This is a genomic window from Pseudomonas sp. GD03903 (assembly GCF_029840045.1).
GTDB classification, from domain to species: domain Bacteria; phylum Pseudomonadota; class Gammaproteobacteria; order Pseudomonadales; family Pseudomonadaceae; genus Pseudomonas; species Pseudomonas pseudonitroreducens.
The window spans coordinates 303,077-320,964 of record NZ_JAOCBT010000004.1 but is presented as its reverse complement, the minus strand read 5'-3'; the positions used below and the strand labels follow the sequence as shown (position 1 = coordinate 320,964).

The 17,888-nt window shown below is 56.4% G+C and carries 17 protein-coding genes; 12 read left to right on the top strand and 5 right to left on the bottom strand.

The window, feature by feature from the left end:
• Positions 1-99: 99 nt before the first annotated feature.
• Positions 100-1,857 carry an N-6 DNA methylase gene (locus tag N5C91_RS08515; RefSeq protein ID WP_279829061.1) on the bottom strand — a complete coding sequence of 586 codons (1,758 nt, stop codon included), beginning with the start codon at positions 1,855-1,857 and terminating at the stop codon, positions 100-102.
• 770 nt (positions 1,858-2,627) lie between these two features.
• Here N5C91_RS08515 and N5C91_RS08510 point away from each other — a divergent pair.
• The 8 genes from N5C91_RS08510 to N5C91_RS08475 all read left to right on the top strand — a co-directional run bounded on the left by N5C91_RS08510 (position 2,628) and on the right by N5C91_RS08475 (position 11,074).
• Positions 2,628-3,362 carry a hypothetical protein gene (locus N5C91_RS08510; protein WP_279829059.1) on the top strand — a complete coding sequence of 245 codons (735 nt, stop codon included), beginning with the start codon at positions 2,628-2,630 and terminating at the stop codon, positions 3,360-3,362.
• A complete protein-coding gene (locus tag N5C91_RS08505) occupies positions 3,352-5,283 on the top strand; it encodes a Mu transposase C-terminal domain-containing protein (protein ID WP_279829057.1) in 1,932 nt (643 codons plus the stop codon). Before N5C91_RS08510 ends, N5C91_RS08505 begins: the two co-directional genes overlap by 11 nt.
• Positions 5,280-6,224, top strand: coding sequence for a TniB family NTP-binding protein (locus N5C91_RS08500; protein ID WP_024916286.1), 945 nt, complete (start codon positions 5,280-5,282; stop codon positions 6,222-6,224). Before N5C91_RS08505 ends, N5C91_RS08500 begins: the two co-directional genes overlap by 4 nt.
• Complete coding sequence (locus N5C91_RS08495; RefSeq protein WP_279829055.1) at positions 6,221-8,095, top strand: TniQ family protein; 1,875 nt, start codon at positions 6,221-6,223, stop codon at positions 8,093-8,095. Before N5C91_RS08500 ends, N5C91_RS08495 begins: the two co-directional genes overlap by 4 nt.
• A gap of 179 nt (positions 8,096-8,274) precedes the next feature.
• A complete protein-coding gene (locus tag N5C91_RS08490) occupies positions 8,275-8,607 on the top strand; it encodes a hypothetical protein (protein WP_124167984.1) in 333 nt (110 codons plus the stop codon).
• 11 nt (positions 8,608-8,618) lie between these two features.
• A complete protein-coding gene (locus tag N5C91_RS08485) occupies positions 8,619-8,990 on the top strand; it encodes a hypothetical protein (protein ID WP_052150882.1) in 372 nt (123 codons plus the stop codon).
• Between the two features lie 425 nt (positions 8,991-9,415).
• Positions 9,416-10,585 (top strand): hypothetical protein, encoded by a 1,170-nt coding sequence (locus N5C91_RS08480; protein ID WP_279829051.1) that lies wholly within the window; start codon positions 9,416-9,418, stop codon positions 10,583-10,585.
• A 39-nt stretch (positions 10,586-10,624) separates the two neighbouring features.
• The gene (locus N5C91_RS08475) at positions 10,625-11,074 is read left to right on the top strand and encodes an antitoxin Xre/MbcA/ParS toxin-binding domain-containing protein (protein ID WP_279829050.1); all 450 of its coding nucleotides are present in this window, start codon (positions 10,625-10,627) and stop codon (positions 11,072-11,074) included.
• A 19-nt stretch (positions 11,075-11,093) separates the two neighbouring features.
• On the opposite strand, the gene N5C91_RS08470 is transcribed toward N5C91_RS08475, so the two are convergent.
• Entirely contained in the window at positions 11,094-11,546 is a 453-nt protein-coding gene (locus N5C91_RS08470; protein ID WP_279829048.1) for a hypothetical protein, read from the bottom strand.
• A 517-nt stretch (positions 11,547-12,063) separates the two neighbouring features.
• Between N5C91_RS08470 and N5C91_RS08465 the strand changes: the two genes are divergently transcribed.
• Both N5C91_RS08465 and N5C91_RS08460 read left to right on the top strand, forming a co-directional pair.
• Positions 12,064-13,299, top strand: a complete 1,236-nt coding sequence (locus tag N5C91_RS08465) for a PfkB family carbohydrate kinase (RefSeq protein WP_279829045.1) — start codon at positions 12,064-12,066, stop codon at positions 13,297-13,299.
• Positions 13,292-13,885: a 7-cyano-7-deazaguanine synthase gene (locus N5C91_RS08460; protein WP_125908528.1), complete on the top strand. Its 594-nt coding sequence runs from the start codon at positions 13,292-13,294 to the stop codon at positions 13,883-13,885. Before N5C91_RS08465 ends, N5C91_RS08460 begins: the two co-directional genes overlap by 8 nt.
• Positions 13,886-13,891: 6 nt before the next feature.
• On the opposite strand, the gene N5C91_RS08455 is transcribed toward N5C91_RS08460, so the two are convergent.
• Entirely contained in the window at positions 13,892-14,710 is an 819-nt protein-coding gene (locus N5C91_RS08455) for an 8-oxoguanine DNA glycosylase (protein ID WP_279829041.1), read from the bottom strand.
• Positions 14,707-15,381 (bottom strand): DNA adenine methylase, encoded by a 675-nt coding sequence (locus N5C91_RS08450; RefSeq protein ID WP_279829039.1) that lies wholly within the window; start codon positions 15,379-15,381, stop codon positions 14,707-14,709. The genes N5C91_RS08455 and N5C91_RS08450 overlap by 4 nt, the downstream gene beginning before the upstream one ends.
• A gap of 169 nt (positions 15,382-15,550) precedes the next feature.
• On the opposite strand from N5C91_RS08450, the gene N5C91_RS08445 reads away from it, so the two are divergent.
• Positions 15,551-16,519, top strand: coding sequence for a hypothetical protein (locus tag N5C91_RS08445; RefSeq protein WP_279829037.1), 969 nt, complete (start codon positions 15,551-15,553; stop codon positions 16,517-16,519).
• A gap of 2 nt (positions 16,520-16,521) precedes the next feature.
• Complete coding sequence (locus N5C91_RS08440; protein ID WP_279829035.1) at positions 16,522-17,136, top strand: hypothetical protein; 615 nt, start codon at positions 16,522-16,524, stop codon at positions 17,134-17,136.
• A gap of 158 nt (positions 17,137-17,294) precedes the next feature.
• Here N5C91_RS08440 and N5C91_RS08435 read toward each other — a convergent pair whose 3' ends face one another.
• Complete coding sequence (locus N5C91_RS08435; RefSeq protein ID WP_065327653.1) at positions 17,295-17,870, bottom strand: hypothetical protein; 576 nt, start codon at positions 17,868-17,870, stop codon at positions 17,295-17,297.
• Between the last annotated feature and the right edge of the window lie 18 nt (positions 17,871-17,888).

The window sequence follows — 17,888 nt, the reverse complement described above, 5'->3', positions numbered from 1 at the left end:
CGGTCGAGCAGCGGCTGAATCAGCGTAGTAGCCCGTTCAAGCCTGCAAGGCCCCTCGATCTCAAACGTAACCATGACAACATGCAAATCTGAGCTGGAGCTAAGTCAGCATCCAGATGTCAGCACTCAATTGGGCCTGTTGCTCGTATAGAGCGTGAATCTCTCGCTGGATTTCAATCTCCTTCTGAAAAACAGACGTGATGGTGTTCAGTTCGTCCTGGCCGAGCTGCGGAATGCTGAGATCCTTGATCGAGGCCAGTTGGAGCGTGGGCATACTGGCGCCGACGACTTGGCTCTTCAACAGCGTCTGTCCCAACGCTGATCTGAGAAAGAGCAGCAGCGCTACCGGAGAGTAGTGCGTGTTTTCCTTGGCACGAAGCACCACAAACGATTGCCCAGCCAGCCAGCCCCCCTCCCCGGCTTCAGGTGCATCAAAGACAATTCCGACTTTGCCCACGGAGCCCTTGATCGCCAGCAGGACATCCTGGGGGCGAAGGAAATAGGCTTCGGCACGGGGTGAATTCAGGTCGAACAGGGATTCCTTACTGGCGCTGAGCGTAGCACCGTAGTCCGGCACATCAGCGGCCTGGATCTCGCGTACGGGAACCCCGCTCGTGGACGTCGCGTGCTGGCGAGCCCGGATGATCTCAAAATGCTCGCTGAGTTTGCCAAGAGGAAGGTTCTGTAGAGATCTGGCCTGTTGCTGAGCAACATTACCCAGGAGGTAACGCCCGGCTTCCAGGTTGTAGTCATGCTCGCGCACTTGGGCTGGTTGGATGTCGATAACGCGCGGGTGGGATGTGCTGCTTCTGGCGAGCTGAGCCAGAGCGTCGGGGTATCGCAGGACAACACGTCGCTTGTCAGCTGTTACCTGGAATTCATCTGAGGTGGCATCGATGAATCGAATGCGGCGTGACGGCTTTTCGGTATTCAGGATCAGGAGGGCGACCGGGATCGCCAGTTCCATCAAGCCGTTTGGTAGCGCGATAACGGTTTCTATGAGGCCCTGCTCGACTAGCGACTGACGGAAGCTTCGTTCTGCGCCCACGCTAAATAGAACGGTATTCGGTACTACCACGGCGATTCGGCCCGTAGTCTGAGCCATGAGGTGCCGCAACTGGAGGATATTGCCGGCGTTGGTGCGCTCGACGAAGCGGTCGAAGGGATCTCGGCCCACCAGTTCCTTGTCGTAGCGGATGCCCATCGGCGGTACCGCGACGGCCGCTTGGAATGGCTTGAGTCGGCCCTCTTTCTCCAACCCCGGGCTTCGCACAGGATCGGAAGCGTGAAGCCGCCAGCCGCCTTTACCGGTCAGCGTCAAGACATGGCTGGCGAAGTTGGTAATCGGCATCTCAAGAGCAACCCGAGCGTTCCGCCGAACGGCCCGGGCCGCAAGCTGCCCGGAATAGTCCCAGGGGATGTACAGCTCGCTGTTCGGCTCGGGTGCGATCAATTCGATCAACAGATCGGCGAGGCTCGGGGGGAGTCCGAGTGCCCAGTCCTGGTTGTTCAACCAGGCATACGTGTCATCAGCAATCCAGGCGCTGAGCAGCCCTTGCACATAGAGGTCCGTTACTCGGTCGAGTAGCCCCGGGTCTTTTCGCAAACGCTTCGCACGCTGTCGGACACCGTCATTGATCTCGAACGACGACATCTCGGGCACCTTCTCGAAGGTCGCGAGGGCTTCGCTCAGCTCCTTGCCTTGTTGATCTTGCAAGCGGGGCGAGGCATCTGGGGCTCCAGCGTCGCGCTGCTGCCAAGCCACCAGCATGAGCGTCAGCGCGACTGTTTCCGCATCGGCGCCGAGGGCGCGAGCGGGCTCGATCAGCTTCCGAAAAATCTCTTCGTTGATGTCCATGCGAAGCACTCAAGACTAGGGGCAGTTGTAGGTCCGCCATGATACGGGATTTTGAGGATTAAAATAAAAGTATTGACTACTTTTTAAGTTAGCGCTACTATTTGTTGCCATCGATGGAGCCATGCATGGCGGGTGTTGTTTGCTGATGCCGGGAAGCCGTGTCGTCATCCGGATAACAGTGGATCAAGATTTCCTCGGGCGGAACGCATCCACCCGCAGGTCGCCTAGGTATTCGACGGTAAGCGGGTGAGTTCGTATATAGGTTTCTAGGATCTCGGATAGCGCCATGCTCAACTGCATCATCTCTTCTCTCTTTCTTGGTCAAACGACCAGCGTGAACCCAAAACAGGGGTTATGAAGCCGGTCGTACGTACCAAACCAATAGACAATGTGAAATGCTCGACGCACGTCTGAGATGTTCGCCAGCAACACAGTGCTTTGCCGTGGCCATTAGTTAAGACCTTTGACACCGAGCTTCCGAATCCGTCGAAGAGATCTATCAACCACTGTTGGTTTCCGCCGCTCAGAATCCTAGCGACGCATTTCGGATGTCCGTTTGTCTGAATAAAACTGTTTGATTAAACATTTTTTTGTTATTGCATGATTTTGTTGGCTTCTAAATCATTGATTTGGTGAAGGGGATTTTGTCTTTATGTTTTTCGCTTGGGTTAACTTCTTATTATTTTGAGTTTTTCTGCGTCGGTCTCATAAATCACGGTTGTGATTTTTGAAGATTGGAAAATAATCAAGATAGAAGAGAGGTAGCTCAAATGATTAACGATGGCAAAAGTTCTGGAGGAGTCAGGGATGTCGCGCGACGAGTGCGTCGCGGTCGGCGTGCTTTGGCCTTCTTCTCGCAAAAGAATGCAGATACCGAAGTCCGGGTCGAGTCTGGCCTTGAGCTGGATGTCGGGATGCTGTTGGAAGCTGATCCCCGTGTACTGTCATACAGCGCCCAACCATTCTTCCTAGAGCTTGAGACGGGTAAGCTATTTGATAAAAAAACAGAATTCCCCAAGCACTTGGGCATAAAGCCCCGCTGGTATACACCGGATTTTCTTTGTCGGATGCAGGATGGCTCGCAACTGGCAATTGATGCCAAACACTCCAGTTTCCACGAGAAATTCGCCAAGCGTAGCCCGGAAATCACCGAGTCCTTGAGACAGCTGGGTATTGGCTTTTGCGTGATTGCCAATGATGCGGTGGAGGCGAGTGTTTGCCTTAACCTCCGCACCCTTCATGGATTGCGCGCTCCCTGCCACCGGGATTTCGTAATAATGGCCACGGCAGAGATCGAACAGCAGTTGCTGCTGGCAACAACCTGGCGCTCTGTCGAGCTGGAGACTCGTTTGAGTGGAGCACGCCCCGCCGTGCTCGCAGGACTTTTGAGCGGTGTACTACGTGCTGATCTGCGCTGTCCGCTCTTTGAGCCGGGCAGCGTGGTTACGGCTAGCTACGGGGATCTGTCCCACTTTATCCATCTGGAGCTGCCTCATGGAATTTAAGGTCGGCACCGTGGTTATGCGTGAGACAGAGCGCCTGCGCGTCTCTTCCATTCGTCCCGAGGTTTCGCAGATTGTGCTGGAGGGTTCGCGTGGTGAGCAGTTCGTTCGGTCTGTTGATGAATTCAACACCGATGTAGCCGGCGGCAAGCTGAAACCACTCTTTGCGAATCAGGCTGCTCGCCTCGGTCAACTGCCGTCACGGCAATTGACCGAAAATGAGCGAAGACATCTGGATCGTCGTATTGAGTTGCTTCAAGTCTTGGACAGGCTTGAGCCGGACACGAGATGGTCGGAGCGCATGCAGGTACTTCGAGAATATTGCGAAGCAGGCAAACTTAATGTGCCGTCACAAAAGACGCTGAATCGCTGGGTAGCCCTTCGCCACAGTGGCCTAGGGCCTGAAATTTTGGCTCCTCGGCTTAGTGCCAGAGGTCGAAAGATTCCCACGTTCGATGATGACCCGTTCGAAGAAATCATCATGGATGAAATTATTCAGTGCTATTGCAAGACTGAAAAATATGGTCGAACACATATTACGGATTTCGTGAATAACAAATGCCGAGATTTCGCAGAAAAGAGCGGCATTGAGTTTCGCGGAATATCAAGGCGGAGTGTCAGTCGCCGGATCCAAAAGCTTGCCTATTACCTTATCAAGCCTGGGAAAGTTGACAGTGCCACTTTCAATCAAGACATGCGCGTGGCTTTGAAAGCAATCTTCACGGAGCGGCCCTACGAGCGCGTTGAGATAGACGCTGCCAAATTGCCAGTTTTCTGCGTGGACGCCAATGGCATAGTGATTGGCCGTCCCTGGCTGTATGCCGCCATCGACTGTGCCAGTTCAACTCCCATCATTATCGTGCTGAGCATCCAGCCACCTTCTCAGGAGTTTGTGTTGCGGGCGTTGGAGTTTGCTTTTACCCCGAAGGGACTGGCGTTCAGCGAGAAGTATGGATTGCGTAATCAATGGCCGGCCCCGGCAGCTATCGAGCGCGTCGTACTGGACAATGCTGTCGAGCACCATGGCGGTGCGGTGCTCAGTGCACTGCGTTTCCTCGGCATCACGGTGGATTATCCACAGGCGGCGAAGCCGCAGCACAAACCGTTCATTGAGCGCTTTTTCAAGACGCTCAACGACTCGTTGCTTTATGCCCTGCCGGGCTCAGTCAAAAATAGAGTTCAACCGGACTCGACGCCCACTGAAAAGGCAATAGCCGAAGCGCGACTAACGGTAGAGGAAGTGGAGCAGCAAATCATGAAATGGGCGGCGGATGTGTACATGCAGCAGCCCTTGTACCGGCTAGAGGAGCGATTCGGCCCAAGGACGTCACCTGCACGGGCGTTGACAATGCTGAAACAACAGCACGTGGTCCTGCCTCCCCCGGATCCGGAGCGTTTTCGTGCCGCGTGCCTCCGCTACAACAGTCAATTGATGACGTTGTCGCGTGAAGGTGTTTGCTGTGATGGTGAAAAATTCCAGAGCCCTGCGCTGGGGGCGTTGTACCGCGAGCTGGGGCCCAAGCAAAAAGTTGAGGTTCGCTATAACCCGCTGGACTGCACCGAAGTATCGGTTGTGCATCCGCGTGATCCCCAACAGGTCATTCAAGCGTTCAATCGGCGCCCAGGCATGCCCAGAATCAGCTTTGACGACGCGCGTGCCGCTCGCCGCCGGAACTATCGCAGCGATGCCGAGATGTCGGGTGAGCAGTATCACCAGGATCATATCGAACAACTGCGTGCCTTCCAGAATCAATCGAAATCGCGGCGGATGCAGGATCGTAATCGTGCGGCTCGGGGACAAGCCCGTGCGGCGGCAGCGCGGGAGTTGGACCAAGCCGCGATAGCGCCAAACACTACATCGCCGGTCACAGCCCCGGCTACGACGATTGCTGCACCCCGTCGCAAGAAAGGGAGTGCGCAATGAGCATCGCCAGCAAGGAGCTGATCGTCCATCAGCAGTTTGATCAGGCGCTTGAGCGTGCGCACCGGGTTATTCGTCGAGCGTTGGCAGGCGAATCGCTGATGTTGCCGATTTTTGGACCGACTCGGGTGGGCAAATCGCAACTGGTTGATGAGCTGGTAGCCGCCTATCCGAGCGAATTGGTGGATGGGGTTCGCCGACAGCTATTGGTGCGGGTGAAAGTTCTCGGACGGCCGACCCGCCGGAGCCTCTCCGAAGCGGTATTGATGGCGCTGAATACGCGTCGTTATGGGCGGGCCAGTGCCGATGAACTGATGTCGCGAGTCTGCGATTTGCTACGCGTCGTGGGCACGCGAGTACTGCTGTTCGAAGAGATGCAGCAGTTCGTCGAAGGCATGTCCGCCAAAGCGACGCGAGAGGCCTCCGACTGGTTGAAAATCATGGCAGAGGAATTGGGCATCACCTTGATTTTGGTGGGTCTGCCGATTACGAGTGAGGTTTTTCTGCGCAACGAACAGTTGCGCGACCGTGCTGAACGTGTCCAGGAAATCCGGCCGTACAATTGGAACGACCCGCAGCAGCAACGGGAATTCCAACAGACCCTAAATGCGCTGCTGGAGGCCTACCTGGAGGCAGGTTGGCTGCTCCCGGTTGCGCAGGATCCCGAACTCTTGGCGCGTGTATACGGCTCTTGTCTGGGGCGGGTCGGCATGCTGTTCAAGCTGTTTGTTGCCGTCGAGCATCTGGCACGCAAGCACGTCCTCGATTTCGCCTTGCTGGCCAGGGCGCATGAGGAAGCGATTCAGACCGACTTCCTCCAATTCAACCCTTTCGATCAGAGTCGAACCCTGACGCACAACTTGCTGGTGGAGAGCTATGTGCGTGTGCTGACCGAGGCACACATGTCAATTCCGAAAGTGCGCCAAGCCGAGGTGGTGGCATGAGCTTGCCTGTCCACGTAGCGCCGCTTTCCGATGAAAGCCTGCCCGGCTGGCTGATGCGCACCAGTGAACGCAATGTTATTCCCAGTGCGATCCAGCTTCTGCGCTCGCTTGGGTTTAAGCCTCGTGTCGACTATCCCACGAAACAAGTGGAGGTGTTGGCCGAAGAGTGCGGCGTTGCAGTTGAAAGCGTCCTGATTCGGAATCCTGCGCGTCAGTCGACGACTCCCCTTCTACGTCATCGGTTTCAGCGCAACAACGGCACACCGGTATGCCCGTCGTGTTTGGCGGAGCAGGCATACCTGCGCCAGGCATGGAGCCATGACCTGATCGTCGCCTGTCCCCATCATAGTGTTGGCCTGGTCGACGTCTGTCCGAGTTGTGGGAGCCCGCTGACGATTGACCGTCAGCGCGTGGACACTTGCGATTGCGGGCAGGCCTTGTGCGAGGTGCCTACTCACCCCGCCTCAACGGCAGAACTGGCGCTTGCAGCTTTGTTGCAACAGGCACCGCACCCTGCCCGACACAGCCTGCCGGTAGCCTTCCGAGAAGGCACTACCCCTGCCGACATGTCCGAGTTTCTTGAGTTCCTCGAGGCCCATTTGAGCGGGGAATCGACTGCCAGCAAACCCCGGAAGTCGCCTCGGCCGAAGACGCTGATTGAATCGCGTAGCTGGATCGCTCGGCTGTGGCCTCTGCTCGCAGACTGGCCGCAGGGTTTTACTGCGGCCATCGATCAGCGTCTTCAGCGGACGGAGGGGCCCGGTCTCGCCAAGCGTCTGGGCAGTTGGTATCGCACACTGCACAAGGAATTTGCCACACCGCCCTATGCCTTCGTCCGCGACACGCTGGCACAACACACGGCGACGCACTTCGACGGTCATCTCAACTTGCGTCTGAGCACCATCGATCCGAAGCACCTGGAAGAAAAGTGCTGGCTGTCTCCCGCAGAAGCTGGGCGCTTCATCGGCGTGGGTGCCGAATTGCTACGTGCAGCGGTAATCAGTGGCGAGGTTAAAGGAAAACTTACTGTGTCGGGGGCGAACCGCTTCGTTTCCCTGCATCGCGACGAAGTCGAAACTATCCGCCGCAATCGTCTGGCTTATCTGACGGCAACTGACGTACGCAATCGCTTGGGAGTATCGAAGGTACTCTTCCAGCGCTTGCTGCAAGCCGGTGCGCTGCGTCGCTACAGCAAGCGACAGCGGCCGCCCCTGGTATCCGCCGAGTTTCGCGAGAAAGAGGTGGATGCGTTGGTCGAGCGCTTGTCCTCGAACGTCGATGCTCGTGCCTTGCCAGAGGAGCAGCGGCTGGGGCTGCACGACATGTCCGCGCGTCGTGGGCTGACACCGGACCAGATCATTGGCTTGCTTCAGGGCGTACTGGATGGCCGCCTACGTCCGACGGGCCAGCTTCCCGATCTTCCTGGGTTGGCAGGCCTGCGCTTCGACCGCCAAGAGGTTGAGGCGCTGTTGGCAGAGGACGTTGAGGACGCGCATGAGCCGACGCTGCTGATTACCGACGTGGTACGAATGCAGGGTTGGAAGCACGAAAGCATCCTGGCTTGGATCAAGGCTGGGCACCTGCGCACGGTGCAGGAGCAACGCGGACAGCAGCACGTGACGGCGATTCCTGTTTCTGCGCTGCTCGATTTCCTCTCGCGCTTCCTGGTGCTGGCTGATGCGGCTGAGCGCGTCGGTAGCAAATCGAATTGGATTTTGCGGGGGTTGATGCCCGCCGGCGTCGCGGCGGTTGGCGGGGCGTCCCTACCGGGCGGTGGGCAGCGTGGGGTGTTGCTGGAGATCGATGCCCTCCTCCACGCCGCGCAGCGGAACAAGCGTCCGCAACACGAGGTGCCGCCGTGTGCGTTGTGAGTTGTGCTTGTCCGTCACCACCCAAGGCAGGAGGGTGGGTAGCGCCGTGTGCTACGCGCGGTAAAGGCCTGCGATCCAATTTATTTATCGACGTCGCTTCGTAAACCGCAGACCCCTCGTAAATCGGGGCAGTTGACGATGGGCGTGTGGTTTACGGTTCCTTGAGTGAGGGACTGATCATGCTGACACTGCGAAAACGGCAACAACTGCTGACGGCACTGCTGGAAGACTATCCCGAGGAATACATTGACGGTTACGTAATCGACGCCCGCATCGATTGCCATTGCTTGAGCGGATACATCTACAAAGCGCTCGGTTACGACAATGGCGAGCTGTTCACCGCCGACGTCGAATGCATCGTGCGGTACGCGCGTCGCTACGTTGTGCGCACTCACCACGCGGCGTATCTGATCGTCAATTTTCACCCCCAGGGCGGTCGTCGCTCGCTTTGCGAAACGCTGGCGATCTTCACGCGCGGTACCGCGCTGTCGACGCCGTTGACGCGACAGTGAACAGGAGCGTCATGATCATGCCGCAAGCCCCTGAATTGTCGGTGTATGCCGCGCGCCGGTTGGCGGCGGCTGGTCGTTATGTTTTTACCTGGCCAATCACGGCGTATCTGACGGATGTCCTGCTTCTGGCCAGGTGCGCCACCGGGCGCACTTACCACGATTGCCGGGCCGACGCCTGGGGGCAGTTTCACGATGGGCATCTCATCTGCACGTCAGCGATCTGCTTCGCCGAGCAATGCGGCCCCTACTGGTGTCTGCACACTGCCAGTGGCAGCGTCTATGTCGTGGTGACTTTTGCGGCGTGGGACGGTCGACCATCGCTCGCGCGCTGGCTGGCGTCCGTCGCGCGCGGGCGAGCGCCGACTCCAGCGGGGCGGCACTGAGGGCTGGTTGGGGATTCGAACCGACTTCGCATAACACGCTTTCGGTGAAACGCCGAGGGGATTGGGCTTCCACTCACGAAGCAGTAGGTTGGCGAATGAAACCAGTGGAGCAGCAGGTTCTGAGTTGCGATGTGTGTGGGACCGACTTGCGGGTACCGGGCTACGGCGCCCAGTTCGGTACGTTGCACGCGCGTTGGGGCTATGGCGCACAACACGATGGTGAACACTACTGCGTGCATCTGTGTGAAATGTGCTTCTTTCAAGCCGTGGGCAACTTACGACGACAGCACCAGGTCTTTGCATTGTTTGCGGAGGGGCCGATAGGCGACGAAGCGGCGTTCGAGCCACGGCTTCGCAACGATTCCTTTGGTGACCGCTGAGCCCTGATCGTTGCTGTCAGAGCGAGTCCCCGCACGGGAGCGCTGATGGTTCGTGAAGAGGAGGAGGTAGCGATGCCGGAGCAATACGACCGTGCTCTGTTGCTGGATGAAGTATGGGCCGAACCGATGAGTGTGGTTGCGCCACGCTATGGACTATCTGATGTCGGTCTGAAGAAGCTCTGTGCGCGTCTGCAAATCCCAACGCCGATGCGCGGCTATTGGGCGAAGGTGAAAGCCGGGCGGCGTATTCCGCCGAAGCCCAAATTAAAGGAGTTCAAGGGCGATCAGCGGCACCTGATCAAGCCGCTTGCTCCTCCAGTTACTCGGACTGTTGAGCCCGAATTGGTGGACGAGCGTTTGCAGGCAGTAATGGCGCGTGAACAAGACCCGAAGCATCAAATCACGGTACCGGTCCGTTTGACGCGCTGGCATCCACTGGTCTTAGCAACACGCGATGCTTTCCGAAAATCCCATAAGGATAACCGAGGCCTTCCCTTGCCTAGCGGTAAGGTATTGGATATTTCCGTTTCGGAGGAGCAACGCCCCCGCGCTTTGCGCATTGCCAACGCTCTGCTTTGTGCATTGGAGGCACGTGGGTATCGGCTTGTGGAGGGCAATCGACACATTGAAGTCGAGATGTTCGGCGTGCGGCTGTCATTAAGCATTGTCGAACCTACGACGCGTGCGGACTATGTACCCACCGAAGCTGAGAAGGCGGCAAAAGCTCGCGGAGGCTGGAGCTACTGGCCTCGTTATACATTTACCCCCACGGGCCGATTGGAAGTTCGAGGCGATGGTAGTTACGGCGGTTTGATTCGGGATGGCGTACGGCAGCTGGTTGAAGAGCAGCTCAACAAGCTGATAGTGCTCATGGCTACGCGCGCCACTGAACTTCTGCGCTTTCGCGAGGAAAGAGCACGCGCTGAGGAGGAGTGGCAGCTCCAACGTCGCGACGCACTGGCTAGAAAAGCGGCACAGGAGGCGGAGCAGGAGAAGGTGGAGGCGCTTCGCGGCGCTGCTAGGCGTTGGCAAGAGGCGCAGCTGATTCGGGCTTATCTGGAGGTGCTAGAGCATAGTCAGGCTTCAAGCCTCCAAGGTTTGAGCGATGCACAGAGTGCATACCTGCGCTGGGCGCGAGCCAAGGCGGACTGGTTGGATCCGTTAGTTGATGCGCCGGACGCTCTTTTGGACGAAGTAATTCGAGTGCCTCATTGATGAGAGCGCTAGGTCTACCCAGTCAATGGAGCCTTTGTTATGTCCGAGTTGAGAACCTATCAGTCCGAGCCAGCGATTGCGTCAGGCGATTATTGGGAACAGCTTGGGATTCCCAGGCACGAGGCGGATCTTATCGCAGAGGTACGAGCTGGGTTTGCCTTCATCACCCTGAAGCGTTTGGCTGCAATCTCGGGATTTTCGGAGTCAGACTTGGCAGAAATGGTGGGGTTGTCTCGATACGCTCTGGAGCAGGGACGCCGAAGGGGGCGGTGGTCGGTGCAGCAAAGTGATCGATTGCTTCGGGTCGTACGTGTTCTGGCGGCAGCCAGCGAGCTATTTGGCGGCGATCAAGTAGCCGCGAAGCGGTGGCTGACGCTGTCGCAGTTGGGCCTGGGAGGCGAGCGTCCTATCGCGATGCTCGCTACGGAGATAGAAGCGAACGCCGTCCTCCATCTCATCGGTCGGATTGAACACGGTGTTGTTTCCTGAGCCTGGGGCTGGTTACCAGCTAAAGGCCAAGGCTTTTTTTAAGGACATCCCAGGCTAAGTCAGGGCCGTAGCGCTTCACCACGTCGAAAATCTTTCCCAGGGCGTGAAGCTCATCTTCGGCATAGGGTAGGTGCAGACCCCCACCTGTCTTGAACACAAAGTGCTGGCTCAAATGTTCCAGTAGGTCGGCCGAGTGTTGGGTAGGTTTTCCTGTACTGTGGAATTGCACGTAATCAACCAGAGCGATGCTCGCCAGCTGGGTACCATCGACATTACTGATGCGATGGCGGTCGCCTTGCCACCAGACGCTGATCCAGTCGTCATCCAGGCTTTCGTCAATATCCAACTGCGGCAGCAGCAGGGTTCCATCGCGTAGTGAGCGGGCGCACCATAACTGCTCCACTTGCTCGTGCTGAAAAAGCGGCGTCAGGTTGCCAATAAAGTCGATGTACCGCTGGCTTGATTGGCCCATGAACAGCTCCTTATGGGAGGACGGATTTACGGGGGAGGCCACAGCCACAAGGCTTCGTCCCTTATTTTTCCCTAGTGCCTAGCAGATCGGCCGCATTTCATGATAACAAAGTGCAATCACTCGGATTCCATGGATGGATGAGGTCGAGTACCCCTGACATCCAGGATTTCAAACCGCTGGAGCTGTGCGATTAAGGAGGATGTATGGGTGGATCAGGTGGTGGGGGATGGGAACCTTCCGTTCCGGCAACTCGGTGTGACACGTTGTCGTTCACTGCAACAGTGAACTCGCCGCAGCCTGCGGCACTTGCGGCTGTAAGCGTCGGCGATATTCTTGATGTCGCCCTTTCACAACCTCCACATCAGAGTGTTCTGGTTGTGAAGCAGACGTCTACGGTGGGGGCTCTTACGGGCTCCAAAATCTCCTCGCTAGTCAATTGCCTCCAGAATGGTTACCGCTTTGAGGCCGAAGTGACAGGGCTGAATGGCGGTATCTGCACTGTTGAGGTTCGTCCGATATGAGCATGCAGCTGTCAATCGTAGGCGGCTGTTATGGCGAGGAATGCGCATTCCCGAGGCGCCAGTTGTTTCGTGGGAGTGCTGGTCGCGCCGCTGCCCTAATTTCTGGTCTAGGTGTCGAGGTTCGGCTGCACACGGTGCTGGGTAGCGGCCTCGCGAAGGAGTTTGCAGGCCTAGCAGACCATTTTGGGTACGAGCTGATTGAAACACCCAGCGATGCGGATGTCTGGTTTCGCTATCGCTTTCCGCTAGGGCGACCCGATAGGTACCCATCGGGAGATATCACAGTAGAGCAACCCATCGTCGTTGCCGAAAATATGCTGGTGTTCGGCATGATTGAAGGCCGTCCAGCGACTCATGCCGATCGAGTAGTTTATGACCCTCAGGACGGCAGTAAGTCGAAGCCTTATGCCGCAAACGGGTCTACTGCCAAAGAGCTGGCGATGGTCGTTTCCTATTCGGAAGGCCGAGTGTTGACCGGCCAGAACGAGCCAGAAGATATCGCAACAGCATTGCTCGATGAGCATGCAGCTCGCGTTGCTATCGTCAAATGCGGTCCTCAGGGGGCTCTAGTGAGGACGGTATCGGAATCCTTTTGGGTTTATCCATTCCCAACTAAAAACGTCTACAAAATCGGCTCTGGCGATGTCTTTTCAGCCGGATTCGCTTATGGGTGGATTTGCAGATCCATGAGCGTCAAAGATGCCGCCTGGTATGCGTCGCGACTGACCGCCCACTATGTCGAAACCGGTTCCGATAGGATCGACCCGTCTGTCGCCCACGACCTGGGGCTTGAGGCCAAACAGAGATCCAAGTTGGTTGGCGCGGGGAACCCACGGCCAGTGCCGAAAAGCTCTATCTATTTGGCAGGCCCGTTCTTCAATGTGTCTCAGCAATGGGCAATCGACGAAGCTCGATCTGCTTTGCAGGATATGGGATTCAATGTGTTTTCCCCCATACACGACGTCGGGGTTGGTCCAGCCAAAGATGTGGCTCAGGCTGATTTGAAGGCGCTGGACGCTTGCAGCGTGGTGCTAGCAGTTCTCGACGGCCTAGACCCTGGGACCCTGTTCGAGGTGGGGTATGCTCGCGCGAAGGGTATACCGGTTATTGCCGTGGCTGAGTCTGTCGATCCGTCAGTATTGACCATGTTCATTGGTTCTGACTGCTACATCACCAACGATTTTACGACGGCTATTTACGTGACTTGCTGGACGCTCATGGGCGATGTCTAGGCTTCTCTTGTTGTCCGGAGGAATTGATTCCATTGCCCTTGCGGCATGGCTTCGCCCCGAGCTGTGTCTAACCATTCGGTATGGGCAGCAAGCCGCTGACGCAGAAGTGCAGTCTTCGACTCATATTTGCCAGGAGCTAAAGCTTCGTCATCAGGTATTGGAGGTCGCCCACCCTTTGTTGGGGAGCGGCTGCATGGCTGGTGAGGCCTCTTCCCCTCATTCGCCTCATGAGGAGTTTTGGCCTTTCCGAAATCAGTATCTGATTACCCTGGCAGCGATGGTCGCGATCCAGTCTGGGCTGGGCGAGGTGCTTATTGGCACCGTTGCAACGGACAAAAGGCATGCTGATGGGTCCCCCGAATTCCTCCAAGCCATAGATAAGGTAATAGGCCTGCAAGAGGGGGCCATTCACGTCCGGGCACCTGCCGCCGAACTAACGACTGAACAGCTGGTGCAGCAATCTGGCATTTCCATGGCAGTGTTGGCCTGGGCCCACTCCTGTCATACGTCTACGCTGGCTTGCGGTCGGTGTCCGGGGTGTCACAAACATTCTCAGGTCATGGCTAGCTTGGGCATGATGCGTTAGCAATCTTCAGAGGTTCCATGCCAACTGCTGAGGCTCTGGAGGTGAGTCAGGGAGCCATTTTCCAGATTTGAATTTTATGGCATCCAAGGCAAAGCGTCCGAACGTCCGCATCTGATCCCAGATCAGGCAATCTAGAACCGCTGGACGTACGTTCATTGAATGGCAAAATTCAATGTACTGCGACTCCATTGAGAAGTACTGCGTTTCAACTTTCTGTTCAGGTTGGAACAGGTCGCAAAGGACGCCGGCGCGGACGATGTGGATATCCAGGATGGCTACATCGTCCGCATCGAGAAAATTGCGCGCAATGAAACCAGCGGTCTTGGGGCCTACGCCTTTAATTTCCAGCAGGCTGTCGCGAAGGGATCGTCCATCCGTCATGTCCAGCCGATCCTCTCGGATGTGTCGCATCGCATCGGCCAGGAATTTTGCCTTCTGGTTGGGATAGCGATAAGAAAGCGTCTTCTCTCCGACTTGCAGGGGGGAGCCAAGTATCTCTGTCCACTCAAAAGCGTCTATCGAGAGGGCTTCCATGAGCCCGGCTTCTTGGCACGCGGTGAATGCGGCACGCGCCATTTCAGCGGTAATTCCGTGGCCGCTGAGCAAGCAGAACGCGATTTCTTCAGCGAGTGTTCCCTGAGCACGATAGGGAGAATGCTGGCCATCTTCTAGGTTGTGCATCCAGATTTGAGATAGCCAGTACGCCGGGGTAAAGGCGCGCCAGTGTTCGCCCCAGCGAACTCCTGGTGTCACAAACTCGTCTGGCCCTGGTAGCACACGGCAGTACTCTCGACCTTCGATGGAATAGATCACCTGCTGAGTCATAGCTGCGCAGCACCTTTGATCTCGTCAGAAAGCCAAGCATGCAGTGCTGCCTTCTCAGCAAGAGATAGCTTCCCTAGCCGCTCACGGAGCCGCCCCTGGCGCCGCCGAATGACTTCCCTTTCTCGGAAGTTGTCTCCTAGATGCCGGTAATCGTGAGGGATTTCGGGACGTTTGAAATTGAACCAAACGGTTTCGGTGCGCATGCCCGTGCGGGTACGCATCTGAAACTGATGCCTTTCCCAGTCAGCCAATTGATCTGCATAGAGTGGGTTGTCATAGCCTGAGATCAGGACCTTGCACGGGAGGCCCTTGAGCACGGCGAGTAGGTTTTCGTGGTCTTGGACGGCATAGTCATGCCGGTAGACGCGAGCGCGCCGACGAGTATCTGGATGGTAGGGCGGATCTGCGTAAACCAGGGTGTCGGGAGACAGTGATTCTGCTTGAAGCCACTCAACGGCATCGCCGTGCACTACCTCACAGATGCCGTTGAACGCATCTTTGGTAGCGGCAATGACTTTCGCATCACGTTCTATGCCGATCTGACGGGGCGCCGGTTTTTTATGGCGCATGACCGCGCCGCCACCCAGATGGGTTTCTACGTAGACCTCGTGAGGAGGCATGAGGTTGATCAATTGGGCAAAGCAGGTGCCCTTTCCGCCGTCGTATCTCATGGCATGAGCATCGCTAGATTTGGCGATGGCGTCAATGCCCGGTCGTCTGTTCTGCTGGTACGGATCTCAATCGCTCTGCGCCTATTCCCGTACAAGAGGACTGGGTATAGTGGCGCTCTGCCGCTCGTGAAGCCGCGTCTCTGTCGTTCTGGCCGTAAGGGATCAACAAGTGCCTGCCGATATCTCCCGAACCCTCATCGTCAAAGCTGTCCGCTACAAAATTTCTAGGTCGACACCGGAAGAATGGGTTCGTCCGCTGCTGCAAGATGAGATCCGTAATGTCATGGCCAAGACACAGAACATTGGCATGAGGCACTTCCCGGATCCCGCAGAAAAGATTGAAAAAGGGCGGTTGTGCTGCTTCATCAACTCCTTCAAGGATTTGGGGGACGATGGGGTGCTGTTCACGGTTTGCTCTTATCACCACGGGCATGTACCTGAGTCCATCACTCCTGATCTGACCTCCCAGGAGGCCGAGATCAAAATTATTGAGCTGAAGGATGAGCAGGGGAATGCCGGAGAGCTGGTGCATAGCTATCGGTGTCTTGCGCTTGGCGAAGTCATCATCATTGAGTCAGTGCAGGGCGGCGGCGGTCCGGCAGGGTTGGAGAAGCTGCTGGGCTACCTTTTCCGTCGCTATCGCGACAAATCCCACCCCTTGGTCGATTTCTCGGATATTGCATCAAGCAATTTGCGAGAATTGATCCAGCGACGCGGTGGCGTGGACAAAATCACTGCTAGGCTGGCGACTGAAAGTAAGCATCAGGGAACGCAATATGGCGGTTTGCTAGCTAGCTTGTTGCACAAGGTTCCTGGTGCCCAGCAATGCAACGTCAGCTGGGAAAACAAGCATGGGACGCTTGATGAAGATCAGGCTGTTGCGTTGCTAGAGGAGGCCGATAGTGAGTCTCTGGCAGGGGTGACGCTTCATTTTCGAAATGGCGGCAGCGTGAATAATCTAAATGAATACCGAGAGCGAAAGCCTGTGCGTATTCAACTGACGCCAGATGGCCGTCCCGCCGTGTCCGAGATTGAGGTTGCCCTAAAGACGTATATGAGTGAGCTGCGTGACCCTAGTCACAATGGCCCGGTCAAAACGGATGGCACGCTTAAGGTCGTGAGATTGGTGGGAGAGTAATCATGAAGGTGCGGGACTGGTTGCTTCCCGATGAAGTTCAGAGTGCCGCTGCTGCTGGCTCCGAGATGCTTCGAGTGGTTAGCCAGACATCGCACTTCTGGCTCAAGCAAACAATCGCCGCTGTCATTCCTCTTGGGATTGGGGCCATGGCGGGCTACTGGCTTTCAGAAGGTGTGATTTCGCCGACCCAGCTTGTCGCTATCAAAGACATCATGATGGGAATCATGACGTTCATCTCCGTGCTCGCTGGGTTTATGGTCACTCTGATGCTTTTTACAGGGCGCAGTGGCGGCGCCAAGCTGCTTACAGTCGATCAGGCCCCACTCTATGTCGAAAAAATCACCTACCTCCTCTTCTCGCAGGCAGTCACTCTTGCCGTGCACATCTCCTGCATCCTGGGTTGCTTAGCCTGGCTGATTGTGCAGAGTCACGGAGAGGGTACGGTCCTCGGTCAGTGGTTGTTTGTCGCAACAATTGGCCTGTTGCTGCTCTCCATGTTCAGGACGCTTTTGTTACCGTTCCAGATCTACGAGGTGCATCACTTCGAGCTGATGGCCATGATTGAGGAGAAGAATGAGGAGTTTCGGAAGGCTCTTCGTGAGCGACAAGGCCTATAGATGGGTCAATATTGCCACTCCACGCTAAGGTACCCGCTCGGTGGTTTGAGCGGGTGTATGTGAGCAAGGGCCCCATCGTAGCCGGCGTATTCCAGCGACTAGCTGATAGATTTGCTTTTTTCGATTGATTTGCTCCTGAGCTAATCAAGCAAATTTGGCTAAGCGTCGGCTAGCTTGCTGCGTGGAAGCAGGGCGGCTTCCACTTGAAAGGCTTCCTCAGTTGCCATGCCGTTCATGATGTTCTCGATGATGGTCTCCCTAAGCGAAGTGATTGCGGTGGGATAGGCTTGGCGATGTTCCGCATAGTGCTCGGACATCAGTCGTTTTGCCTGCTCACGCGAAATACGTTTCACCGGAGTCACGGCTTTCTCACTGGTGTGGCCATATGAGTCGAACGCTTCGTCGACAGTGGACCAGTCAAACTCGAAGCAGCGTTGTTGCTCGGCTTGGCAATCGTGATGCCACATGGCACTACCCGGATACTGATCCGTCGCGCTGACGATGATTAGGGTCAGCCGGGGTAGGTCACGTTCTGCGACGAAGTCGTAAATTACCCATAGAATTCGTCCCATCCGCACCGGTATGAGATTCTGAATCCGCTGGTCATCGGGGTATCGCGCTTGGGCAATGTCGATGAGTTGGCTGTACGTACGCAACTCCCTCTGCGTCGCCAGCTCTATCAGTAGGGGGTATAACAATCGCGCGAGTTGAACATCAAGCAGCGTACGAGCCATGAATCCGATCTCCAATGT